The sequence below is a fragment of the Peptoclostridium acidaminophilum DSM 3953 genome (assembly GCF_000597865.1).
Classification (GTDB): Bacteria; Bacillota; Clostridia; order Peptostreptococcales; family Peptostreptococcaceae; genus Peptoclostridium_A; species Peptoclostridium_A acidaminophilum.
Genome location: NZ_CP007453.1, coordinates 593,203 through 615,608, shown reverse-complemented (window position 1 = coordinate 615,608; position 22,406 = coordinate 593,203). Strand labels below are relative to the sequence as shown.

23 protein-coding genes are annotated in these 22,406 nt (G+C 46.5%); 18 read left to right on the top strand and 5 right to left on the bottom strand.

Annotated features, from left to right (window positions below; all coding sequences use genetic code 11):
• Positions 1-9 precede the first annotated feature (9 nt).
• Genes ftcD through EAL2_RS13830 form a run of 4 tightly spaced genes read left to right on the top strand, consistent with a single transcriptional unit; the run spans position 10 to position 3,434 of the window.
• The gene (gene ftcD, locus EAL2_RS13845; protein ID WP_025436951.1) at positions 10-915 is read left to right on the top strand and encodes a glutamate formimidoyltransferase; all 906 of its coding nucleotides are present in this window, start codon (positions 10-12) and stop codon (positions 913-915) included.
• A gap of 4 nt (positions 916-919) precedes the next feature.
• Complete coding sequence (gene hutI / locus EAL2_RS13840; RefSeq protein ID WP_025436950.1) at positions 920-2,191, top strand: imidazolonepropionase; 1,272 nt, start codon at positions 920-922, stop codon at positions 2,189-2,191.
• On the top strand, positions 2,185-2,802 hold the full coding sequence (locus EAL2_RS13835) for a cyclodeaminase/cyclohydrolase family protein (protein WP_025436949.1): 618 nt from the start codon (positions 2,185-2,187) through the stop codon (positions 2,800-2,802). The genes hutI and EAL2_RS13835 overlap by 7 nt, the downstream gene beginning before the upstream one ends.
• A 17-nt stretch (positions 2,803-2,819) precedes the next feature.
• Positions 2,820-3,434, top strand: coding sequence for a HutD/Ves family protein (locus EAL2_RS13830; protein ID WP_025436948.1), 615 nt, complete (start codon positions 2,820-2,822; stop codon positions 3,432-3,434).
• Between the two features lie 86 nt (positions 3,435-3,520).
• On the opposite strand, the gene citX is transcribed toward EAL2_RS13830, so the two are convergent.
• The 3 genes from citX to citC are packed head-to-tail and all read right to left on the bottom strand — an operon-like array spanning position 3,521 to position 6,749.
• A complete protein-coding gene (gene citX / locus EAL2_RS13825; RefSeq protein WP_025436947.1) occupies positions 3,521-4,795 on the bottom strand; it encodes a citrate lyase holo-[acyl-carrier protein] synthase in 1,275 nt (424 codons plus the stop codon).
• Positions 4,785-5,750, bottom strand: coding sequence for an alanyl-tRNA editing protein (locus tag EAL2_RS13820; protein ID WP_025436946.1), 966 nt, complete (start codon positions 5,748-5,750; stop codon positions 4,785-4,787). The genes citX and EAL2_RS13820 overlap by 11 nt, the downstream gene beginning before the upstream one ends.
• 12 nt (positions 5,751-5,762) lie before the next feature.
• The gene (gene citC, locus EAL2_RS13815) at positions 5,763-6,749 is read right to left on the bottom strand and encodes a [citrate (pro-3S)-lyase] ligase (RefSeq protein ID WP_025436945.1); all 987 of its coding nucleotides are present in this window, start codon (positions 6,747-6,749) and stop codon (positions 5,763-5,765) included.
• Between the two features lie 211 nt (positions 6,750-6,960).
• Between citC and citD the strand changes: the two genes are divergently transcribed.
• From citD to EAL2_RS15380, 13 genes are all read left to right on the top strand, one after another.
• Entirely contained in the window at positions 6,961-7,236 is a 276-nt protein-coding gene (gene citD, locus EAL2_RS13810) for a citrate lyase acyl carrier protein (protein ID WP_025436944.1), read from the top strand.
• Entirely contained in the window at positions 7,233-8,117 is an 885-nt protein-coding gene (locus EAL2_RS13805) for an HpcH/HpaI aldolase/citrate lyase family protein (protein ID WP_025436943.1), read from the top strand. The genes citD and EAL2_RS13805 overlap by 4 nt, the downstream gene beginning before the upstream one ends.
• Complete coding sequence (citF, locus tag EAL2_RS13800) at positions 8,110-9,525, top strand: citrate lyase subunit alpha (protein ID WP_025436942.1); 1,416 nt, start codon at positions 8,110-8,112, stop codon at positions 9,523-9,525. Before EAL2_RS13805 ends, citF begins: the two co-directional genes overlap by 8 nt.
• 67 nt (positions 9,526-9,592) lie before the next feature.
• A complete protein-coding gene (locus EAL2_RS13795; protein ID WP_025436941.1) occupies positions 9,593-10,585 on the top strand; it encodes a GntR family transcriptional regulator in 993 nt (330 codons plus the stop codon).
• Between the two features lie 173 nt (positions 10,586-10,758).
• Positions 10,759-11,175, top strand: coding sequence for a methylaspartate mutase subunit S (gene glmS, locus EAL2_RS13790; protein WP_025436940.1), 417 nt, complete (start codon positions 10,759-10,761; stop codon positions 11,173-11,175).
• Between the two features lie 14 nt (positions 11,176-11,189).
• Complete coding sequence (gene glmL / locus EAL2_RS13785; RefSeq protein WP_025436939.1) at positions 11,190-12,575, top strand: methylaspartate mutase accessory protein GlmL; 1,386 nt, start codon at positions 11,190-11,192, stop codon at positions 12,573-12,575.
• Positions 12,565-14,016: a methylaspartate mutase subunit E gene (locus EAL2_RS13780; RefSeq protein ID WP_025436938.1), complete on the top strand. Its 1,452-nt coding sequence runs from the start codon at positions 12,565-12,567 to the stop codon at positions 14,014-14,016. The genes glmL and EAL2_RS13780 overlap by 11 nt, the downstream gene beginning before the upstream one ends.
• Before the next feature lie 20 nt (positions 14,017-14,036).
• On the top strand, positions 14,037-15,293 hold the full coding sequence (locus tag EAL2_RS13775; protein ID WP_025436937.1) for a methylaspartate ammonia-lyase: 1,257 nt from the start codon (positions 14,037-14,039) through the stop codon (positions 15,291-15,293).
• A gap of 58 nt (positions 15,294-15,351) precedes the next feature.
• Positions 15,352-15,867: a cob(I)yrinic acid a,c-diamide adenosyltransferase gene (locus EAL2_RS13770; protein WP_025436936.1), complete on the top strand. Its 516-nt coding sequence runs from the start codon at positions 15,352-15,354 to the stop codon at positions 15,865-15,867.
• Positions 15,868-16,014: 147 nt separating this feature from the next.
• Positions 16,015-17,445, top strand: coding sequence for a multicopper oxidase family protein (locus tag EAL2_RS13765; RefSeq protein ID WP_051489278.1), 1,431 nt, complete (start codon positions 16,015-16,017; stop codon positions 17,443-17,445).
• A gap of 214 nt (positions 17,446-17,659) precedes the next feature.
• Entirely contained in the window at positions 17,660-18,403 is a 744-nt protein-coding gene (locus EAL2_RS13760) for a hypothetical protein (RefSeq protein WP_025436934.1), read from the top strand.
• Between the two features lie 55 nt (positions 18,404-18,458).
• Positions 18,459-18,596, top strand: coding sequence for a hypothetical protein (locus tag EAL2_RS15595; RefSeq protein ID WP_158408948.1), 138 nt, complete (start codon positions 18,459-18,461; stop codon positions 18,594-18,596).
• Positions 18,597-18,626: 30 nt separating this feature from the next.
• The gene (locus tag EAL2_RS15380; protein ID WP_025436933.1) at positions 18,627-19,034 is read left to right on the top strand and encodes a hypothetical protein; all 408 of its coding nucleotides are present in this window, start codon (positions 18,627-18,629) and stop codon (positions 19,032-19,034) included.
• A 365-nt stretch (positions 19,035-19,399) separates the two neighbouring features.
• Here the strand turns inward: EAL2_RS15380 and EAL2_RS13750 are convergent, their stop codons facing one another.
• Both EAL2_RS13750 and EAL2_RS13745 read right to left on the bottom strand, forming a co-directional pair.
• Positions 19,400-19,867: a RidA family protein gene (locus EAL2_RS13750; RefSeq protein WP_025436932.1), complete on the bottom strand. Its 468-nt coding sequence runs from the start codon at positions 19,865-19,867 to the stop codon at positions 19,400-19,402.
• A gap of 19 nt (positions 19,868-19,886) precedes the next feature.
• Positions 19,887-20,666 carry a PhzF family phenazine biosynthesis protein gene (locus EAL2_RS13745; protein WP_025436931.1) on the bottom strand — a complete coding sequence of 260 codons (780 nt, stop codon included), beginning with the start codon at positions 20,664-20,666 and terminating at the stop codon, positions 19,887-19,889.
• Between the two features lie 386 nt (positions 20,667-21,052).
• On the opposite strand from EAL2_RS13745, the gene EAL2_RS13740 reads away from it, so the two are divergent.
• Positions 21,053-22,345 carry an IS110 family RNA-guided transposase gene (locus EAL2_RS13740; protein ID WP_038601674.1) on the top strand — a complete coding sequence of 431 codons (1,293 nt, stop codon included), beginning with the start codon at positions 21,053-21,055 and terminating at the stop codon, positions 22,343-22,345.
• Positions 22,346-22,406 lie beyond the last annotated feature (61 nt).

The window sequence follows — 22,406 nt, the reverse complement described above, 5'->3', positions numbered from 1 at the left end:
GGAATAGTAATGAGTGAAGTTAAAAAAATAATTGAGTGTGTTCCTAACTTTAGCGAGGGAAGGGACCTTGATAAAATCGAAAAAATCGTAAACCCATTCAGAGGCAAAGACGGAGTTAAGCTTTTAGACTATCAAAGGGACGAGGATCACAACAGGCTTGTGGTGACTGTGGTAGGCGAGCCGGAGGCCGTAAAAAAAGCTGTTATAGAGGCTATAGGGGTTTCGACTGAGTTGATAGACCTTAGAGTGCATGAAGGACAGCATCCAAGAATGGGCGCCTGTGATGTAGTCCCTTTTATCCCGATAAAAAATGTCAGCGTAGAGGAAGCTATTGAGCTTGCAAATGAAACTGCCAAGGAGCTCTCAGAAAAATACAGTCTTCCGATATTCATGTATGAAAAGGCGGCAAAAAATCCGCAAAGAGAGAATCTTGCAAATGTAAGAAAAGGCGAATTTGAAGGCATGGCTCAAAAGATGAGCCAGCCAGAGTGGGCTCCGGACTACGGCCCTGCTAGTGTACACCCAAGTGCTGGAGCTACTGCGGTTGGCGTTAGAATGCCGCTTGTGGCCTTCAACGTGAATCTTGGCACAGACAACCTGGAAATTGCCAACAAGATAGCCAAGAATGTCAGATTCATAGGCGGCGGTCTAAGATTCTGCAAGGCTATGGGAGTGGAATTAAAGGAAAGAGGCATAGTTCAAATATCTATGAATATGACGGACTACACAAAGACTGCCCTTTATAGAGCTTACGAGCTTGTCAAGATTGAAGCCAAAAGATATGGAGTTAGCGCAGTGGGAACCGAGATAATAGGACTTGTGCCTATGGAAGCGTTGATTGATACAGCTGTTTACTACATGGGAATAGAGGATTTCTCTATGGACCAGGTTCTTGAAACAAGAATAATGGAGTAACGCCATGAAAAATAAAATTTTGATAAAGAATGCTTCAGAGCTTGTTACCTGCAGCGGGTTTAAGGCAAAACACGGAAGCGAAATGAGCGACCTGCATGTAATAAATGACGGGGCGGTAATAGTAGAAGACGGCGTAATAAAAGCTGTAGGGACTACAGAGGAGATACTGAATAAGTATAAGGAAGCAGAATACAGTGTAATTGACGCCGGAGGAAAAGCAGTACTGCCGGGCTTTGTAGACTCGCATACCCATCTGGTATTCGGAGGCTACAGGGCGGAAGAATTTTCATGGAGACTCCGCGGCGACAAATACATGGACATCATGAAAAGGGGCGGAGGCATAGCAAGCTCCGTTAAATCAACCAGGGAGGCTTCGAAGCAGGAGCTCATGGAGGCGGGACTTAAAAGGCTCAACTCCATGCTCTCCTTCGGGGTGACTACAGTCGAAGGAAAAAGCGGATACGGACTGGATTTCGAAACAGAGATAAAGCAGCTTGAAGTCGCAAAGGAATTAAATGATGCTCATCCGGTAGACGTGGTCAGGACGTTCATGGGCGCCCACGCTGTACCGCAAGAATATAAAGGCAGGGAAGACGAGTACATCGATTTTATTATCGAAAGTGTGCTTCCTAACGTGGCGGACAAAAAGCTGGCAGAATTCTGCGATGTATTCTGTGAGGACAATGTATTTTCGATTGAGCAGTCAAGAAAATTGCTTTCTAAGGCCAAGGAAATTGGGCTTGCTCTCAAGATACACGCAGATGAAATCGTCCAGCTTGGCGGCGCGGAATTGGCTGTAGAGCTGGGAGCAGTTTCGGCAGACCACCTGCTCCAGGCCTCTGACGAAGGAATAAAAGCTATGGCCGAAAGCTCGGTTGTAGCAACACTTCTGCCTTGCACGGCCTTCAGTCTAAAGGAAAGCTATGCAAGAGGAAGAGAGATGATCGACAGCGGCTGCGCGGTCGGGCTTGCCACGGATTTCAATCCGGGCAGCTGCTTTACCGAGTCTATACCTCTTGTTTTTGCCCTAGCCTGCATACAGATGAATCTTAGCATAGAGGAAGCAATCACGGCGCTTACAATAAATGGAGCCGCGGCAGTAAACAGGGCCGAGGAAATCGGCAGCATAGATATAGGCAAGAAAGCTGACATCATAATACTGGAGTTCCCCTCATACAAGTTCATACCTTATCATGTGGGAGTAAGCACTGTTGAGAAGGTTATTAAAAACGGGGAATTGGTATTCGATAAGGAAAAGGGGGGTCTTGTATGCTAGCAAATTTAACGGTAGTAGATTTTTTGGAGGAGACTGCTTCTAATTCGCCTGTGCCTGGCGGCGGAAGCATTGCGGCGGTAAGCGCGGCATTTTCTGCAGCCCTAACGCAAATGGTGGCCAATTTGACGCTGGGCAAAAAAGGATATGAGGACGTCCAGGAAGAGGCCGAGTCTGTTGCCAAAGAGGCGGCGAGAATGAAGAGTCTTTTTGTGGAGTATATAGACAAGGATTCTGATGCTTTCAACGAGGTTATGAATGCCTTCAAGCTTCCAAAGGATACAGATGAGAATATTGAGCAGAGAAAAAAAGCCATACAGGATGCTACCAAGCTGGCGGCTCTGGTGCCTCTTGACGTGGCAAGAGAAGCCTACAAAATCATGGCGCTGGCTCAGGTGGCAGTGGAAAAAGGAAATAAGAATGCTGTTACAGATGCGGCAGTAGCTACGATGATGGCCAGGACTGCAGTGCTTTCAGCTCTATATAACGTAAAAATAAACCTGGGCTCCATTAAGGACAGTGAGTTTGTTGAAAAGGTTGCCAAAGAGGTTGACGAGCTAGAAAAGAATGTAAAGCTTAGGGAAGAAGAAATACTCTCGAAGGTAGTTTTATAAAAAAGAAGGTAGTTTGAATGGAGACAAGCATCGGAATAGTAAAAAAGTCACAATACCAAACCAGCCAATGGTCGGGAGGGACAACGACGGAGCTCCTGATATATCCAAGCGGCAGCAGCTACAGTGAAAGAACCTTCAAATGGAGGCTCAGCTCTGCAAAGGTTGAGGCGTCTGAATCCGTATTCACGAGCCTGCCTGGAATAACAAGACATATCATGGTTACCGAGGGTCAGATAATGCTCGAGCATGAGAACCATTACAACAAGGTGCTAGACACTTTTCAGCAGGATTGTTTTATGGGAGACTGGGCAACCGTAAGCCGCGGAAAGGCAACTGATTTCAATCTGATGCTTGCGCAGGGGTTTTCCGGAAGCCTGGAGGTATGCTCCCTTAAAGCAGGGGAACAAGTCGATATAAATCTCGGTAAAGAGAAGAAGGTTACTAATGTTTTCTATGCATTAAACGGAGACCTTTTGGTTGAAATCGATAAAAATAGATTCAACATCGAGGAAAAAGACTTGTTCCATATAACGCAATCGCCTGACGAGGAAAGTGTGATGCTGAGGCTTACAAACAAATCAAAAGACGAAGCTGCAGTTATAAGGGCGGTAATTTCGGAAAAAGCATTATAGCAATCCAAAGAGAAAAGAACTAGGACTTTTAAACGAAGTCTCTAGTTCTTTTCTTGTTTTCTGACAAAACATGCACCTCGACGACCCTACTGTATGCAGTCATTTTCATTCCATAAGCTATCCACTTTCCGCAGAAACAGGGCCAAAGCCAGCAGATCGGCGCAGCCTCCCGGACTCAAGTTTTTGCGGATAAAAGCTTGATCCATGCGTTTTGTAAGCGAAGGCCGCGAAAAAGCCGGACGGTTCAAGACAAATTTTGCCCAGTTTTGGGCATATACAAGTCCCTCCAAGCCTCCGCGATAGAGTAGATTAGTGTCAGGGCACTCGGAGATAAGCTGCAAAAGTGTTGACAGCATGTCTCCGCCGGAATGTTTCAAAAGCAGATATGCCTTTTTCGCAGAAGGAAAACCGGCTTCAGCTTCTTCTCTGGCGCCTCGGATGCCGAATTTTTCAAAAACCTCCCTGCCATGTGTTTTTGAGTCAGAAACTTCTGCCGCTCTGGCAAGGCGGCTTGCATGTTGAAAAATGTCATCGCCGCGCATGAGATAATTGCCCAGGGCCGCCAATATGAGTCCGAAGGCGTAAATGGCGCCCTTGTGGGTGTTGACTCCGCCGGTTGTCTCCAGCATGCGGGATTCTGCGGCAATTCCAGCCTTCTGCAGTTTTTTCATGCAGTCTTTTTCTTCAGCGCCCAGCAGAAAGGCTTCTGAAAAATAAGAGCGCAGGGAATCGGCGCTGCGTTCAAACATGGCGAAATCCATATCTTTATGCGAACCCTGATTGCGAAGGTCGACAAGTCCCGGCTTTGGCGTGAAGCGGACCTCCTCAACCAAGGCCTCTGCTGCCAGGCCCTCAAATTGCTTTGCCGCAAACTGCAGAAGAAGCTGATTAGTCCGGGCCTTGACTGCATCCAGACCGTGGGCCCTGCTGCGTGAACATGGAGCCACAGGTCCGCCGCACACTATGCAGGTCCGGGGCTCCTGTCTTGAAAGCTTCTGGCCATCGGCATCTATAACGTCCATATCGAAAAGACGCCCGATCGGGCTTTTCGACTCAATATTAATGCAGGTTTGCTTGATTTTTTCAGCAGACTTTCCGTAGACGAGGAAAGCTTCGCATCCTGTTGGCTTTCGCAAAATCTCCATTTTATGCGGAGTTCCAAGGAGGTCGGTTATAGATTGTATGCCGTGGTCGAAAGCAAGCTTGATCAGAGGCGAATTTTTGACCTCGCCGGCGATGTTCATGGTAAAGCTCAGAACCGGACGGCGAAATTCTGAAAGCAGCAGCTGCTGTATTTCATGGCGGTGGTCCCGGGCGTCCAGAACCTGCTGCAGGGTTATGCTTCCAGCATTAAAATTCATACAGCGGCGCAACCTTGTTCATATTGGTAGGGTTCAGCTTCATCACATTCTTAAGGTTCTCCTCGGAATTTTCGCCAATGCAGCCGACAATGAGATAGCGTTTGTTTGCGCTGTCATAAATGAAGTTTTTAAGAAGTCGGAAGCCGATTATCTCCCCGGTGTTGGATACGTGGGTCCTGGGGCCTGTGCAGGCGTGGGGTTTTCCTCCGATGGTTACATGGCCTTCATCCAGATAGCAAATTGAAATCTTCTGCGCTATCAGCTCATTCACTTTCCTCTCCAGATCCTCCAGGTCGACATCGGGAGTCTTGTCCTTGAAGGAAATAATGAAGCCGTGGTTGATATCGTCATGCTCCGCACGCTCCATATCCTCAGTGGATAGGAAAAGCTCGGTGAGGTCCTCGGCTGTATGGGCCATAAGTCGGTAAAGTAGCGAGTTATGGACGATATCATATATTTCGCCCGGCTCCGGGCCAAACAGGTTAGGCCGGGTCAGCAGGATTTCTTCTCCGACACCTATCAGAAGGTTGGCATTCTGGCTTAAAAAAGGAAAGATCAGGTCAAAGTGCTCAACGATGACACGTTTTCCCCGGTGCACAGCCTTCAGAATGGCTGCAGCCAGCACTGGCGCCGATGTGAAGCCCATCTCAAAACGTATGTCCAGATGGTAGGTATGGGGCGAAAAAAAGCCTGTTTCTTCATCCTGTTCCAACAAAGGCAGCGGGCGGACATTGACGCCGTCGTCATCATTAGTCAATTCCAAACCGGGGAACATGCCTTTTATAAGAGCGCTCTTTCCTGAACCGGCCTCGCCGACAACGCCGATAATCTGATCGAAGGGGCTTAGATACAGCTGGGCTATCTGCATGCCGAGCTCGTAAATCCTCTTCCTTCCCCGGGGAGCATAAAATGTGCTGAAGACATGGCTTTTTTGCATTTTATATGAAAATGGCATATTGCTTCCTCCTTATTTCTTATAGGCATTCAGCAGGTATTCGTAGGTGGCAGGTGGAACGAGCTTTTTCAAGCCTTCAAAATCTCCGCTCTCTAGTGCGGCGCGCACAGCGCTGGCGCTGACGGGAATTCCTGAAATCTCAATTCTGGGAATCTCCAGGACCTGTATGCCGCTTTTCGGCAGTTCCCGCTTGAGCTGCTGGTTGTAGGCGTTTGTAACGGGTGAGAGAGGTTCTGTTCCGATGTAGCGCCTTGTAATATTCAGTGCAGGGGCAAAATGCTTCTGGAATATCTCGATATCCAGCTGGCACTGTATGTCGCTTACATTCGTAATATCTTTGATGAAATATTTTGGGAATGTCGCATAGGAGATCAGATAGTCTCCGGTCTGATGAATTGTCACATTAGGCAAATCCTTTGTTGACTCTTTTGCAAGCTCCAATCTTGTCCTAGCCGAGAACGCGCTCCTGTCCTCGGACAGGATGAAAACATGGAGCCAGTCGCACTCTCTAGCTGCGGTCTCAATCAGATACCTGTGGCCAAGAGTGAATGGATTGCAGTTAGCAACAATCGCACCTATTACCCCTTCCTTTGTAGGGCAATCGAGAGCTGCAACATAATTCCTTATTCCATTGCGCTCGTTTTCCATAAGCAGGGCGTCGGCTGTTTGCGCCACGGGATAGAAGAAGAGCGACTCAAACATTGCTATATTCTTAGGCTTGGTATACAAAAAAAGATGGCGCAGATTTCGGAAAAAGGCTTCCTTTTGAAGCTCCGTTACAATGGTGGCAGTGAGCCCCTCTCCCTGATGGGCTTCTGACACGGCGATACACTTTAATATATTATTATCTAATGAACCTGTGGCAATAATTTCTCCGTCTTGCATCACATTTACAGTAAATTCTATAGCGGGTTCATAATCCAAGCCGGATTTCTCCAGGAAATCCTTCAGTGCGCTTAATTTCCCTTTAGAAAATGGGCGGCCGTATTCAATTTCCATATTTAAGCCTCCTTAAATCCACATAACTAGGGTTAATCTTAATTCTTATCCCTTGATATTGGCGGTTTTCGGTATGTAACAAGTATACTTCATAGCATTTGATTTGAAAAGATGAAAAACCGAAAATAGATTGAAAAAATACAAATTGTATTATATAATTCTTGTTAATTGATATAGTACTAATGCAATGGTCTAGCGAGGAGGAGTCATAATGACAAAAATAGTTAGAAGAGCCTATGCCGGAACCATAGAATCCAGCGACGTATATGTGGAGCTGGAGCCGTGTGACTGCGGAATAGATATCCAGATAGAATCGGTAGTGATGAAGCAGTTCGGGGATGCAATCCGAAGCGTCGTGTTTGAAATGTTCGAGCAGCTTGAGGTTGAAAGCGCAAAGGTCAAAATAGTTGACCGAGGTGCCTTGGACTGCGTTATCAGGGCGCGCGTCGAAGCCGCCATCAAAAGAGGGGAGGCCGAACAGATATGAGACGCTCAATGCTTTTTTTGCCTGGCAACACCCCAAACATCATAATAAACGGCGATGAACTTGGCGCAGACGCTGTAATACTCGATCTGGAGGATGCCGTAGCGCCTTCGGAGAAGGACGCTGCGCGCATTCTTGTCCGCAACGCAATAAGGCTGATGAAGTTCGAAAAGAGCGAGGTGCTCGTCAGGATCAATTCCATGGACTCCGAATACTGGAAATCGGACCTGGATGAAATCGTGCCCCTTAAACCGGATGTGATAATGCCTCCAAAAATGAGCTGTGCGGCTGATGTGCAAGCTATCGATGCGTACATAACAAAGCTCGAGAGCAGCCTGGGCATTGAAAGCAACAGTGTAAAGCTTATGCCCCTTATAGAAACTGCGCTGGGAGTAGAAAATGCGTTTCAAATAGCTATGGCGTCCAGGCGTGTTTGCGCGCTGCAGCTGGGCGGCGAGGACCTCACTGCTGACCTGCGCTGCAAGAGAACCAGGGAGGGAAATGAAATAGACTACGCCAGGAAGCGGCTGGTTTGCGCGGCCCGGGCGGCAGGCGTCGATGCTTATGACACGCCCTTCACCGACGTAAACGATGATGAAGGCATATACGCGGACACAGAATATGCTAAAAGTCTCGGCTTCACAGGAAAGGCCTCAATCTCCCCAAGGCACGTCACCGCAATAAACCAGGTGTTCAGCCCGTCCCAGGAGGACATAGATTATGCCTATGAGGTGATGGAAGCCATTCGCATAGCAAAGGAGCAAGGTCGTGGCGCAATTTCGCTGCGCGGGAAAATGATAGATGCTCCAATTGTGGCCCGCGCGCAGCAGACGATAGCTATGGCGGAGGAACTTTTAATGATGGCAGGTGGCGGAAATGAGTAATAAAATTGTAAAAACTCTTCGCGAAGCGATTGAACTATCCGGATTGAAGGAAGGTATGACCATTTCGTTTCATCACCATCTCCGAAACGGCGACTATGTTTTGAACATGGTCATGGAGGAGATTGCGGCCATGAACATCAAAGGGCTGACTGTAAACGCAAGCTCACTGTTCGATACGCACCTTCCGCTTATAGACCATGCCAGAAACCATGTCGTTACGAAACTTCAAACGAATTACATGTCCGGAGCCATAGGAAGATTCATTTCCCAGGGCGTCATGGAGGAGCTCGTCGAATTCAGAACCCACGGCGGCAGGCCCAGCGCCGTAGAATCGGGCGTCACGCCTATAGACGTTGCCTTTATTGCGGCTCCCGTTTCGGATACCATGGGCAACTGCACCGGCAAATACGGCAAATCCGCCTGCGGCAGCCTGGGCTATGCTTTCCCTGACGCTATGAACGCGAAAAAGGTTATAGTAATCACTGATAGTCTAGTGCCTTACCCTCTTGCCGACTGGTCAATCCCGGAAACATATGTCGACTACGTGGTGGCTGTGGATGCCATAGGAGACCCTAACGGCATAGTATCAGGAACTACAAAAATAACGCGCGATCCCATAGGCCTCATCATGGCTTCGTCTGCGGCTAGGGTAATAAGGCATTCAGGCCTCCTCAAGGATGGATTTTCATTCCAGACAGGAGCCGGCGGCGCATCTCTGGCTGCGGCCAAATTCCTGAAGGACATAATGCTCAGGGAGAATATCAAGGGAAGCTTTGGCCTTGGCGGCATTACAGGATACATGGTCGATATGCTCAAGGCGGGCTGTTTCCAGTCTTTGCTCGATGTGCAGTGCTTTGATCTGGAGGCTGTGGAATCCATCCGTTCAAACCCTAAGCATCAGGAAATCTCCGCAACCCATTACGCAAGTCCTAGCGCTAAAAGCGCAGTTGTCGACAGCCTCGATGTTGTCATACTGGGAGCTACTGAAATTGATACGGATTTCAACGTGAATGTCCACACCGACTCAAACGGATTCATAATGGGGGGGTCGGGCGGCCACAGCGACACGGCTGCAGGAGCCAAACTGTCAATGATAATTGCTCCGCTCTCGAGAGCGCGCCTGCCGATTGTTACAGATCGAGTGACCTGCATATCCACGCCTGGAAAGGATATAGATGTTCTAGTCACGCAAAAAGGCATTGCCGTAAACCCTAGGAATAAAGAGCTGGGTGAGCGACTCAGGCAGGCAGGCCTGCCTGTAGTCGACATTCATGAACTCAAGAGAATCGCAGAGCGAATAACCGGTGTGCCCCAAAGGCTGGAAAAGGGTGAGCGTGCGGTGGCAAAGGTAATATACCGCGACGGAACGCTTTTGGATACCATATACAGCGTATCTGACATCGGATAAGCCTGCTTGACAAATATGAATCAAATCTCCATAATTGAATTATAACAATTGTGGGGAGTTGATTTATTTGAATCTGTATAGAGTGAATCCTGAAAGCGACGTGCCGATTTATCGGCAGCTGGCTGACGCAATTTATGCAGATATAAAAAGCGGCAGGCTTCCGGCGGGCACAAAGCTTGCTACCGTTCGGGAGATGGCTAACCAGCTCAAAATCGCCCACGGCACCGTCAAGCGCGCGTACGACGAGCTGAAAAAAATGGGCGCGATAGATATGACCCAGGGGCGCGGCACGTATATCAGCTACCGTCCGGAGACCACCGAAAGCAAAAAAGAACGTGCCATGGCTGCCATAGAGGAAATGCTGAACAGGCTGGAAAGTCTGGACATCTCTCCCATGGAGGCGAAAATATTCATAGATTTAAAGCTGCGCGAAAAAGTCCGTCTTAGCAAGGCGATTAGTCTTGCGCTTGTTGAATGCAACCCTGAGATGCTTTATCACCTTGACGAAACAATGCATAAGTTCAAAAATGTGGAGACATACCAGTACCTGTTTGATGACATTCTGAAATATCCCTACAAGATAGGCGAAGAGATGGACGTTATAGTGACTTCTGCCAACCATGCAAAAGATCTGGGGGAAATAATAGCGGAAAAAGAAAAAATCATCAAGGTTGCGCTTGACCTGGTTCCAAGGACCATCATGCAGCTGGCGCTGCTGGAAAAGGGCCATAAAGTAGGAATCATATGCCAGAGCGAGAGGTTTGCTGAGATGTTGCAGGGTGTATGCAGTTCATATGCTGTACAGACTAACGTTTCCCAGCCGTGGCTGCTGGATAGTGAGAAGGATTGCGGCGCGTACTTAAAGGATATAGATGCGCTGCTTGTGCCGGAGGGGTATGAGAAATTCTGCAGCCATAAGGATGCCAAGCTCATACAAAAATTTGCAGGCAAGCACATGGTGATACAGTGTGCATACCAGATAGACCAGGGCTCTTACATCTACCTGGGAGAGCGTATGAGTGAACTTCAGGAAAAGAGAAATTTAAACCAAAGCAAATAGGAATGCCTTCGCAGGCCAGCTGCGGAGCACTCCTATTTTTGTTTTTTTGCAGTGAATTGTCTTGACTTTTGTACATTTGAGATATAATATATATATTATATAGTTATAACCCAATTTACCGAATTGATATATAACAATTACCGTAAATTAGAAATCGCTATGAGGTGAGAACAATGAAAAAGAAGGTTATAGTCCTTGGCGTCATAGGCGCAGATGTACATGCAGTCGGCAATAAGATACTCTACCATGCATTTACGGATGCCGGTTTTGAAGTGATAAACCTTGGCGTTATGGTTTCTCAGGAAGAATTTATTGCAGCGGCAATCGAATCAAACGCAGACGCCATCGTGGTTTCCTCTCTGTACGGTCAGGGGGAGCTGGACTGCCGGGGAATGCGTGAAAAATGCGATGAAGCAGGCCTGAAGGATATCCCGCTTCTTGTTGGCGGTAACATTGTTATCGGTAAGCAGGTTTTCGAAGAGGTTGAAAAGCGCTTCATGGAGATGGGCTTCAATGCCGTTTTCCCTCCAGGAACGAGACCTGAAACAGGAATTGCAGCTCTAAAGGAAATCCTACTCATGGAAGATTAACGGGAGGTGAAATAATGAAGCCCGTTTTACTGATAGATTTTGGCAGCACCTATACAAAGGTTACAGCAGTGGATCTGGAAGGCGAGCAGCTGCTAGGAACGGCGTGTGCATACACCACTGTTCAAACCGATATCAACATAGGACTCGACAATGCCATCAGGCTTTTGGAAGAAAAAAATGGCAAGCTGCATTTCGCGGAACGCTTTGCGTGCTCCTCTGCAGCCGGAGGCCTCAGGATGATAACCAGCGGTCTTGTTCCAGAGCTTACAGCCGAAGCGGCAAAGGTGGCAAGCTTGGGCGCCGGAGCCAAGATCATTAAGGTTTTCAGCTTTCAGCTTACTGAAGACGACATAGAATACATACGGACAGAAAATCCTGACATTTTCCTTCTGGTAGGCGGCACCGACGGCGGAAACACGGAATGCATTATCCATAATGCGAAAATGCTATCATCAATACCGAATGATTTCCCGATAGTCATAGCCGGCAACAGGTCGGCGGCCCGCGAGTGCCAACGTATTCTGGAGGGGCGAGAGGTATATGTCTGTGAGAATGTAATGCCAAAATTCGGCGTGCTGAACGCAGAGCCGGCGCAGAAGCAGATACAGGAGATTTTCCTCCACAGGATAATACAGGCAAAGGGCATTACGAAGGCGGCGTCCTTGGTTTCGGGAATACTTATGCCAACACCGTCCGCAGTCATGAAGGCTATGCAGCTTCTGGCCGAGGGCTGCGAAGGCGAGAGCGGAATAGGAGATCTAATCGGCGTAGATGTTGGCGGTGCAACAACCGACGTCTATTCGATAGCGGAAGGAATGCCTGAAGCCACGAACACAGTTTACAGAGGCTTGCCGGAGCCTTACGTCAAGAGGACGGTAGAAGGCGACATCGGTATGAGGTACAGCATCGCTGGAATCGTGGAGGCTGCAGGCATAAGGCGCATCAGCCAGATGTCCGGACTGTCCGTTGAAAGAGTAGAAGAGCTTATCGACCATCTTGCTGTCAATACAGAAGCTTTGCCAAACGGAGACCATGAACTCGAAATGCTCGACTATGCACTTGCCTCCCTCGCCATCGAGACGGCGGTCACCAGGCATGCAGGGAGCATCGAGGAAGCATATACCATGATGGGCCTGACTTATGTGCAGACAGGCAAGGACCTGACCCGTGTCAAGCAGATCGTAGCTACAGGAGGCAGTCTGATCAACACGAAGCGGACAGCCGCAATAGCTGCTCATGCCATGTACGACAAAATGAACCCGATGTCTCTCAAGCCAAAGGACGCACAGATATGGATAGACAGAAGCTATATACTTGCCGCAATGGGCTTGTTGTCGGAGCATCATCCGCAAATCGCGTTACGTATAATGAAAAAGGAGCTGAAAAAAGATGGATATTAAGAATAAAAAAATCCCGGAAGCCGAGTTTGAACAACTCCGAAAAGAAGTCTTGCTGCAATGGCCGACAGGCAAGGATGTCAATCTTGAGGAAGCAATTGCCTATCACAAGTCACTGCCTGAGCACAAGGACTTCGCAAAGAAGCTCATCAAAGCGAAAAACGAAAACAGGACTCTGATCGAACCTAGAGCAGGAGTTCCAGATATAGACGAACACATAAAGCTTTTGAAATATCTTGAGAAGGAAGGCGAGGCAGACCTTCTGCCGACAACCATAGACAGCTATACACGCCAGAACCGCTATACGGAAGCAGAAAACGGCATAAACGAATCCATAAGACTTGACAGAGCCATGCTCAACGGCTTTCCGGCTGTCAACCATGGCGTGGCAGGCTGCCGCAAGATCATAGACAGCCTCGACGTACCTGTGCAGGTAAGACACGGCACGCCGGATGCCAGACTGCTTACAGAAATAACATACGCAGGCGGCTTCACCAGCTATGAAGGCGGCGGCATTTCCTATAACCTTCCTTACTGCAAGAATGTTCCTATGGAAAAAACAATACGCGACTGGCAGTACGTTGACCGTCTGACCGGCTTGTACGAGGAAATGGGCATTTCGATAAACAGGGAGCCCTACGGACCTCTTACAGGCACTCTGGTTCCGCCGTTTGTATCACATGCTGCGGCAATAATAGAAGCGCTGCTTGCAGCTGAGCAGGGCGTGAAGAACATAACAGTAGGCTATGGCCAGTGCGGAAACCTTATTCAGGATATCGCGGCGATACGAACTCTGGAAGAGCTTACAGACGAATATCTGCAGAAATACGGCTATAATGACGTTATAGTAACGACAGTACTTCACCAGTGGATGGGCGGATTCCCTGCCGATGAGGCAAAGGCCTTCGGCGTAATCTCCCTGGGCAGCACAATAGCAGCTCTGGCAAAGGCGACCAAGGTTATAGTAAAGACCCCTCATGAAGCAGTGGGCATCCCTACCATGGCAGCGAATGCTGCGGGCCTTCGCTGCACAAAGCAGGTTGTAAACATGCTGTCTGACCAGCAATTCCAGAACAACGAGCTGGAGGTCGAAAAGGATATTATAAGGAAAGAGACTCGCTGCATAGTGGACAAGTGTTTTGAGCTGGGCGAAGGCGACATAGCAGTTGGCGTATGCCGCGGCGTTGAAGCCGGCGTGCTGGACGTGCCTTTTGCACCTTGCCGCGCGAACGCGGGCCTCATGCTGCCGGCCCGTGACCACAACGGCGCTGTCCGCGTACTCAACATGGGCAACCTTCCTTTTGGCCAGGAGCTGAAGGACTTCCACAAGGAAAAGATTGAAGAACGTGCAAGGGCTGAAAAGCGCGATGTTTCGTTCCAGATGGTAATCGATGACGTTTATGCAATCGGAAAGGGCCGCCTTGTAGGACGACCTAGATACTAACATATAAAGGAGAAGGCGCTATGAAAATTGTTGATGTTGTTTGTTCCGAAGGACGTACCGGCTTTTACTTTGATGACCAGCGTGCCATTAAAAAGGGCGCTGGCCATGACGGAGTTTTCTATATAGGCAAGCCTGTTACGGAGGGCTTTACTTCCGTAAGGCAGGCGGGCGAATCCATATCTGTAATGATAATTCTCGAAGACGGCCAGATAGCCTACGGCGACTGCGCCGCAGTACAGTACAGCGGAGCCGGCGGACGTGACCCGCTTTTCCTGGCAAAAGACTTTATACCTCTAATAGACAGGTATATAAGGCCGGAGCTTATAGGAAAGGAAGCCGACTCCTTCCGCAACCTTTGTGAAATGATGGAAGCAATACAGATAGAGGGCAAGCGTCTGCACACTGCGATACGCTACGGCGTTTCCCAGGCGATACTTGACGCGGTTTCAAAGGCAACAGGCAGGCTGATGTGCGAGGTTGTTGCCGATGAGTATGGCTGCACAGTGTCGGAAACACCGGTTCCGATATTCACGCAATCAGGCGACGACCGCTATGCCAATGCCGACAAGATGATCATCAAGGGAGCGCAGGTTCTGCCTCATGCTTTGATAAACAACGTTGAAACCAAGCTTGGCAAGAACGGCGAAAAGCTTGCCGAATACGTTGCATGGCTTCGCGATAGAATACTGAGCAACCGTTTGAGTGAAGACTATAATCCGGTTATCCATATAGACGTATACGGCACAATAGGAGTTGCGTTTGGGGACAACAACTACAAGGCTATGGCAGACTACCTCTCAGAGCTGGAAGAGCTGGCAAAACCTTTCAAACTGAGAATTGAAGGTCCTATGGATTGCGATACAGACCGTGAAACACAGATGATTGCCTTGGCAGGTCTTACAAAAGAGCTGGATTCCAGGGGCATCAATGTGGAGCTTGTAGCAGACGAATGGTGCAACACACTCGAGGATATCAAATATTTTGCTGACAATAAGGCTGGACACATGGTTCAAATCAAGACGCCTGACCTTGGCGGCATCAACAATACAATAGAAGCGGTCCTCTACTGCAAGGAAAAAGGAATAGGGGCGTACCAGGGTGGTACCTGCAATGAGACCGAAAGAAGCGCGCAGGTCTGCGTAAACTGCGCTATGGCCACCCAGCCGGTCCAGATACTTGCAAAGCCTGGCATGGGCGTCGACGAAGGCTACATGATAGTTTTCAACGAAATGCAGCGCATACTGGCACTGCGAAATGCCAAGAAAAACAGAAAATAACTATTTGCTCCTGCTTGCAGGAGCTTTTTCTTTAATTCTATAAAAGGAGGAATGCAAAGTGGAGAAGGGCTATGTGCAGGTCTATACAGGAAACGGGAAAGGCAAGACGACGGCGGCTCTGGGACTGTCACTCAGGGCCGTGTGCGCAGGCAAGAAAGTCTATTTTGCCCAGTTTGTAAAAGGAATGAAATACAGCGAGCTGAATGCAGAAAAGTACCTTCCGGGGTTTTCGATGAAGCAGTATGGAAGCGAATGCTTCATTTTCAGTGAGCCCAGCGAGGAGGACATAAGACTTGGAAACGAGGGGCTGAAGGAATGTGCGGACATACTCTCATCAGGTGATTACGATGTTGTCGTGCTGGATGAGATAAATATAGCATTGTACTATAACCTGTTTACAGTAGATAAGGTTATAGAAGCCATAGACAACAGGGCGGCTGGAGTGGAAGTCATCCTTACAGGAAGGAACGCTCATGAAAGGATTATCGAAAAAGCGGATCTCGTCACGGAAATGAAGGAAATAAAGCACTACTATGAAAAAGGCGTGGAAGCAAGAGTCGGAATAGAGAAATAGCGTGCTGGAAAACTGTAGTAAATATGATTGTGGGAAGAGTTTTATTAACTCTTCTCATTATTTTTTTGCCTGAAAAATGGGCAAAATCAGCTTCACAGGGGTATCACTAAAAAAACAGATCAAAGTAAGAAGGGAAGGGTTCACATAATGGAACACATAAAAAAGAATAAAACAATCATAGCTATACTGACGGTTCTGCTGATAAGCCTGATAGGCCTATGGCTTTCAGTGATTTTCAATATGTTCTCAGAGAAAAGGATTGTCCTATCGAATGGATTTACAACTGCCTTGAAGCTGCCTCTGCTTCTTGAGGATGAGGATCCCGATCCCTCAGTCGCCCGATATACACTTAATGCTCAATATGGCGAAACAGTATTTATGAAAAACCTTCCCGCTTCCACAATGGGATACAACGGTTCATATCTAGGCCCGATACTGAAAATGAAGCAGGGCGAAAAAGTAAGCATCAGGGTAAACAATGAGCTGGATGAAGAAACAACAGTTCACTGGCATGGCCTTGTTGTACCGGGAGAGCAGGACGGAGGGCCGCACCAGGTTATAGAGCCCGGTGAAAGCTGGACGCCATCCTTTACTGTCGCTCAGCCGGCAGCTACACTCTGGTATCACCCGCATGCTCTTAGAACCACGGCCACGCAGGTATATTTCGGCCTGGCCGGACTGATATATGTCGAAGACGAGAGCCAGACAAGCAGGAGCCTGCCCGACGAATACGGCGTGAATGATTTCCCGCTGATAGTGCAGGACCGCAACTTCAATTCCGACGGAAGCATTTCTTACAGGACAGACATGATGGGGATTTTGCCGGGAAATACTGTTTTGGTCAACGGCACCTTAAACCCCTATCTGGACATAAGGCGTGAAGTGGTGCGCTTTCGGGTTCTCAACGCATCCAATTCGGAAAACTTTGTCTTCAGATTAAGCGACGGAAGCAGCTTCAGACAAATTGCCACCGACGGCGGCTTCATGAGGGAGCCGCTCCTTAGCAAAACCCTGACACTCTCCCCGGGAGAAAGGGCGGAAGTGCTAGTAGATTTTAGAGAGGTTAGCGCTGAGACCGTCAACCTGCTGCTTGGCAACACCCCGATTCTAAAGCTCAGACTCTCAGGGAATCCTACTGGCGAGGCCAGGGAGACTATCCCTCAGCCTGACGCTGCAGACATTCCGATAGGAGCAAATCCAAGAGAGAGGGTCTTCATATTGGAGTCCATGGGCATAACCGGGACAATCAACGGGAAATCCTTTAACCAACACCGCATCGACGAGGAAATAGCCCTTAATGAAACCGAAATATGGACAATATACAGCCGCGGGGGCATGATGATGCAGTCGGGAGGCCACCCTTTCCATGTCCACGGGACGCAGTTCCAGGTCATATCAAGAAACGGGAAAGAACCGCCTAAAGAGGAGCAAGGCTTCAAGGACACGGTCTTTGTAGACGAAGGAGAGGAGGTAAGAATCAAAATAAGATTCACTCAGCCTGGAGTTTTCATGTACCACTGCCACATACTCGAGCACGAGGAGAACGGAATGATGGGACAAATCAAGGTGATTCCATAGGATTATAACTAATCGTAAGTAAACTACTTATGAGTATACTACTCGTGAGTAAACTAATCGTAAGTAGCTATATGTCTTTAATCGAATTTTTTTAACCGGAGTAAAGAAACAGCTGATATCAGCTGTTTTTCTGCTTCAATATTAGCGCTTATAATAAAGGTATTCATGACAGATATTGGGTATATCGAATATAGGGCCATCAGGGAGGTGAAGCATGAGCAGTCTTAAGAAGAACTTCAAAAACGTCATGAATGAGTATGAAAAAGAACTTTTAGAAAGAGCTAAAAGAGGAGACTATCTCACTCCTGATGAGTGGAATACCTATGATTTGATAGTAAAAAAGCGAAAAGAAAAATCATTCGGGAATATAGCGGGCAGAATAGCAAGAGGCGTAATAACTGCCGGACTTTTGATTGCTGGGATGATATATATAGCAGGATCAGATATTTCGGTAAAGCAAAACAAAAACAGCTCAACTGCTATTAATGACCTGATTGCGACTGACAATGGAATACCCTCGTCGAAATCAGCAAGTGAAAGCTTTTTCACAAAAAAAGAAATAGTAGAGTACATAATCAATATGAATAGCCAGATCAATGCAGTTGTGGAATTCCACAACAAAACAATCCATGAGTTCAACAGCGACACGCTGGATCCTATGGAGGCCGTGAGTGAATATGGCATGATTTCACAATCGTTTAACAATAGGCTGATCTATAATAACGCAAATTACTCCGAATTCAACAGCAACATATTGGAAATAGTGCAGGTTGAAGGTGAAATAATGCATCTCCTGTCAATAGCGCAGCAGAGCAGCAATCGTGAGGAAATCAGCAGTGCCATTCAAAAAATGAATTACCTTATTAAAGACAACAGAAGACTGGAGATTAATCTTTTGAATGCGGAAGGCATCGAGTTCGAGATATTAGGCGACGGGCGGATTAACATGCAGTACTAGAAATACTAAAACAGCAAAACTAATCACGACAATACTACATCGAAGGATGATTCATATGCCAAAAGAAAAGGAAGAAAGCATCTACCAATACATAAATCGAATGGCCACAGAGCATCCGGGTTTGCCCTATGTATTTCAGGATGCTCATTTTGCAGGGATAAGGGACGTTCTGCATGTTTTGAGGAATGACTAGCTGCCGATCGCAGACAAAGAAAAGCTGGCAATGGAAGTAATGGATAAGGTGGCCACTTGCATTGAAGATCAGGCTTGCTACGCTGAGTTCCAGATAATGCTTGAAGAAGCCCCAATCATGCTGTATATTACAAGGCTGACTGGACGCATCCGGCTGCTCCTGTCTGAGAAGCTCATATATAAGAAAAGGCTGTATTTTCTCGGGATGAAGCTGGCAACAGAAAGCGGAATAGATGAGGAAGTTAAGCTCGGGATTCTGATTCTTGGCTTTTTCAAAAACGACCTGACCAGGCAGATAATCAAAATCCTTGGTCTCAACAGCACCTTGACAATATATGCTGTTGAGACATCCAAGAATTTTCCCGACCATAATGAATTCCTCTTTGAGCTTGCTAAAAAAAACTTAGGTGTCAGGCACGAACAAACGAACTTATCCTGACCGTATTTTATTCTGCCAGAAAACAAATGAACGCCGCTGTGTCGGTCTCGGATTTGACCACGGCGTGTCAGTTCTCGCTGTACCATATCGAATACATCCGGTGTAATAATTGCGGGGTGGTTATTTTTCACATAGTATTGTGGGATTTCGCCTTAGTTGACTTTTTTCTTCTTCTTGGTGAGGAAATCAACTTTTGTCTAATGACTATTGATACAAATTAGCGGTATTCATTAACGTTGAAAAGTTTGAATATCGCTAATTTGTATGGATTTCTGCTAAAATATCAATTTGCTACAGTGATATATTTAGCATGGCATTTTATGCCAATATGGATGTCAATCCTATTTGATTTTCCGTACATAGTATTATTTATTTGCTTCGATTTCAAAAATAGCTTCAACTTCTACCGTAATATCCAGTGGAAGTTGGTTTGTACCAACAGCTGTGCGCGCATGTCGCCCTGCGTCGCCGAACACATCATACAATAACTGAGAAGCTGCATTTACAACAATATGCTGCTGAGTGAATCCAACTTCACTGTTAACAAAAGCTTGAACTTTAACTACATTTACAACACGATCTAAATCACCAAGATACTCCTTAATTGCTGCCAACATATTGATGGTGCAGATTTTAGCTGCCTCTTGCGCTTCTTCCAATGTTCTTTCTTCGCCCACTCTTCCTATATAAGCGGGTTCTCCATTAACAAGAGGGGCTTGTCCTGAAACAAATAAAGCATTTCCCAGTTGCTTTACAGGTAAATACATTGCCTTAGGCGTAGATAATTCAGGAAGTCTAATGCCTAATTCTTTAATTTTTTGTTCGATTCTCATAATATGTCAGCCTCTTTTTTTAATCTATTCTAATATCAGCTACAGAATATAAAGCCGCTGAGCCGCTAATAGTTACTCTGTCTCCATAATATTTGCAGTATACTGTTCCACCACGTTTAGAAAGTTGTCTTGCTGTCATCTCATCCTTACCAAGACATTTTGCCCAATAAGGAATGAAGTTACAATGCGCTGAACCGCATACAGGATCTTCATTAACTTTAATCTTAGGGAAAAAGCATCTTGAAACAAAATCGTACTTTTTACCTTTTGCAGTAATCAAAACCCCCATGCCATCTGGAAGTTTTTCCAGCTTAGAAAAATCAGGTACTGCGTTTTGAACATCTTCTTCATTTTCAAGGACAAGCATCAAATCTCTTCCTAGATAAGCTTCCAAAGGTGTTACACCAAGAGCCTCAATCATTTGATCTGTCAATTGAAATGGCTCAGGCATTCTGCTTGGAAAATTCATTTCATAAAAGTCACCTTTTTTTACAACAATAAGCTCACCACTTATTGTTTGAAACTTGATTTTATCTACATTCTTCTCATAATAATTGGCAATTACATAAGCTGTTCCCAAAGTAGCATGACCACAAAGATCAACCTCTTTTCCAGGAGTAAACCATCTTAATCGATAGCTATCCTTCTCTTTTACAGCAAATGCTGTTTCAGAAAGGTTATTCTCAACTGCAATTTTTTGCATGGTTTCTTCAGGTAGCCATTTCTCCATGATGCAGACACCAGCTGGATTTCCTTCAAACACCTTTTCTGCAAATGCATCAACAACATAATATTTCATAATAACAACCTCCTGGTATGATGCAGTCATAGACAAATAGTAGTCTTCTACATCATTTCTAATCTATATCAAGGTTGGTAAGAGGGTTCTCCTCGGATATGTCATCCAACCATTGATACGTGTTTAAAGTTTCAAGATTTTTGTATAGTTACTTACTCCTAGACTTTGTCTGCTACATAAGGTATCATTTTCCATTGGATAGGGAAAAGGACGTTCACCTCCTAGGGAGTTGACTCTCGTTCAACGATACCCGTAACTAAGACAGTCATTCCATTCAATGAAAATTTATGTTTTAGGCTGGTTGGGAGCCCTTAAGCTATACCCGTATCACATGCCAGGTTGTGTATTCATTGTTGTTTATGGAACCCTATCGGAAGGAGTTTACTATGAATAACCGTAATTATCTGTCCGCTGGTATCGATGTCGGTTCAGCCTTCAGCTGGATGTCCATCGTCGACCAGAGCGGGACTGCAATCCAAAAACCTTTTAAGATCACACATAACAACTCGAATTCCTTGGAAAAGGCTGTTTCTGCACTAAAAAAAGCAGAAGAGCTGTATTCCATGAAATGTCGAATATTTCTGGAATCCACAGGGATTTATCATTTCCCACTCTTCTGCTTCTTGGTTGATTCTGGCTTTGACGTGTCCATAATCAATCCTATTATCACACATTCTGTGAAAAATGCAAGCATTAGAAAAGTGAAAAATGATAAAATCGATTCTCTCGGTATTGCCAAACTTGGTCTTTCTCATGATTTGCCGGTTTCTCAGTTTCCAGCAAAGCTCGTTCTTGAGCTTCGCACCCTCACTCGAAAATACTATGACCTTACGGATGAAAAATCTGCTCATATCAACAGGCTAAAGGGCTATCTGCATACTGTGTTTCCACAGTACATTGGTATTTTCAACGATATTACCGGCACCACATCCACCATGATTCTTCGCCAGTATGGTACTCCGGATAAAATACTTCGCGGCCATAAAAAAACCATGATTTCTAAAATCTCAAAAGCTTCAAGAAAAGGTATCTCCAAAGCTACTGATCGTTATGAAAAGCTTTATCAGGCCGCGCTAGCTGCTAAATCCTTTGGCTGCCAGATTGAAAGTGTCTACTTCAATATTTCACTGACGCTTGATCTGATTGAACGATTGGCTTGTGCCATTAACTCCATTATGGAGCGTATCCAGCAATTGGTTGCCTTCAATAAGAATGAGGAATTTGTCAAACAGATTTCATGGCTTAACTCCATCAAAGGCGTTGGATTTCTTTCTGCTGTAACCATCATGTGTGAGATTGGCGATTTCTCAACCTTTAGGAGTCCTAAACAGCTTTTTGCCTTCTTTGGCCTGGATCCTGAGGTAAACCAGTCCGGCAACTTCAACGGCACTGATGTCCATATGTCCAAACGTGGCTCCAGAATTGCCAGACGCGCTATTTTCGCTGTTGCATTGGCTTCTATCCGCAGGAAACGAGATGGTGAAGCAATCAATCCGTATCTTTGCGATTACTACATGAAAAAAGCCGCTCAGAAACCTAAGATGGTTGCTCTTGGTGCTATCATGCACAAAATTTGTAACATCATATTTGCAGTCCTTCGTGATGAAAAGGGTTTTGAGCTCCGTTCACCTCAGGAGCATTGCAAGCAATATAAAAGACCAACTCAGATGGCTGCATAAATACACGTCCGACATATGCATAACTACCACTTGTTCGAAAATCCAATGGATTTACGTTTAT

Excerpts from the sequence above, each read along its gene's own strand:
- ftcD (WP_025436951.1), top strand. The coding sequence starts at position 10 with ATGAGTGAAGTTAAAAAAATAATTGAGTGTGTTCCTAACTTTAGCGAG.
- hutI (WP_025436950.1), top strand. The coding sequence starts at position 920 with ATGAAAAATAAAATTTTGATAAAGAATGCTTCAGAGCTTGTTACCTGC.
- EAL2_RS13835 (WP_025436949.1), top strand. The coding sequence starts at position 2,185 with ATGCTAGCAAATTTAACGGTAGTAGATTTTTTGGAGGAGACTGCTTCT.
- EAL2_RS13830 (WP_025436948.1), top strand. The coding sequence starts at position 2,820 with ATGGAGACAAGCATCGGAATAGTAAAAAAGTCACAATACCAAACCAGC.
- citX (WP_025436947.1), bottom strand. The coding sequence starts at position 4,795 with ATGAATTTTAATGCTGGAAGCATAACCCTGCAGCAGGTTCTGGACGCC.
- EAL2_RS13820 (WP_025436946.1), bottom strand. The coding sequence starts at position 5,750 with ATGCCATTTTCATATAAAATGCAAAAAAGCCATGTCTTCAGCACATTT.
- citC (WP_025436945.1), bottom strand. The coding sequence starts at position 6,749 with ATGGAAATTGAATACGGCCGCCCATTTTCTAAAGGGAAATTAAGCGCA.
- citD (WP_025436944.1), top strand. The coding sequence starts at position 6,961 with ATGACAAAAATAGTTAGAAGAGCCTATGCCGGAACCATAGAATCCAGC.
- EAL2_RS13805 (WP_025436943.1), top strand. The coding sequence starts at position 7,233 with ATGAGACGCTCAATGCTTTTTTTGCCTGGCAACACCCCAAACATCATA.
- citF (WP_025436942.1), top strand. The coding sequence starts at position 8,110 with ATGAGTAATAAAATTGTAAAAACTCTTCGCGAAGCGATTGAACTATCC.
- glmS (WP_025436940.1), top strand. The coding sequence starts at position 10,759 with ATGAAAAAGAAGGTTATAGTCCTTGGCGTCATAGGCGCAGATGTACAT.
- glmL (WP_025436939.1), top strand. The coding sequence starts at position 11,190 with ATGAAGCCCGTTTTACTGATAGATTTTGGCAGCACCTATACAAAGGTT.
- EAL2_RS13780 (WP_025436938.1), top strand. The coding sequence starts at position 12,565 with ATGGATATTAAGAATAAAAAAATCCCGGAAGCCGAGTTTGAACAACTC.
- EAL2_RS13775 (WP_025436937.1), top strand. The coding sequence starts at position 14,037 with ATGAAAATTGTTGATGTTGTTTGTTCCGAAGGACGTACCGGCTTTTAC.
- EAL2_RS13765 (WP_051489278.1), top strand. The coding sequence starts at position 16,015 with ATGGAACACATAAAAAAGAATAAAACAATCATAGCTATACTGACGGTT.
- EAL2_RS13760 (WP_025436934.1), top strand. The coding sequence starts at position 17,660 with ATGAGCAGTCTTAAGAAGAACTTCAAAAACGTCATGAATGAGTATGAA.
- EAL2_RS15595 (WP_158408948.1), top strand. The coding sequence starts at position 18,459 with ATGCCAAAAGAAAAGGAAGAAAGCATCTACCAATACATAAATCGAATG.
- EAL2_RS15380 (WP_025436933.1), top strand. The coding sequence starts at position 18,627 with ATGGAAGTAATGGATAAGGTGGCCACTTGCATTGAAGATCAGGCTTGC.
- EAL2_RS13750 (WP_025436932.1), bottom strand. The coding sequence starts at position 19,867 with ATGAGAATCGAACAAAAAATTAAAGAATTAGGCATTAGACTTCCTGAA.
- EAL2_RS13745 (WP_025436931.1), bottom strand. The coding sequence starts at position 20,666 with ATGAAATATTATGTTGTTGATGCATTTGCAGAAAAGGTGTTTGAAGGA.
- EAL2_RS13740 (WP_038601674.1), top strand. The coding sequence starts at position 21,053 with ATGAATAACCGTAATTATCTGTCCGCTGGTATCGATGTCGGTTCAGCC.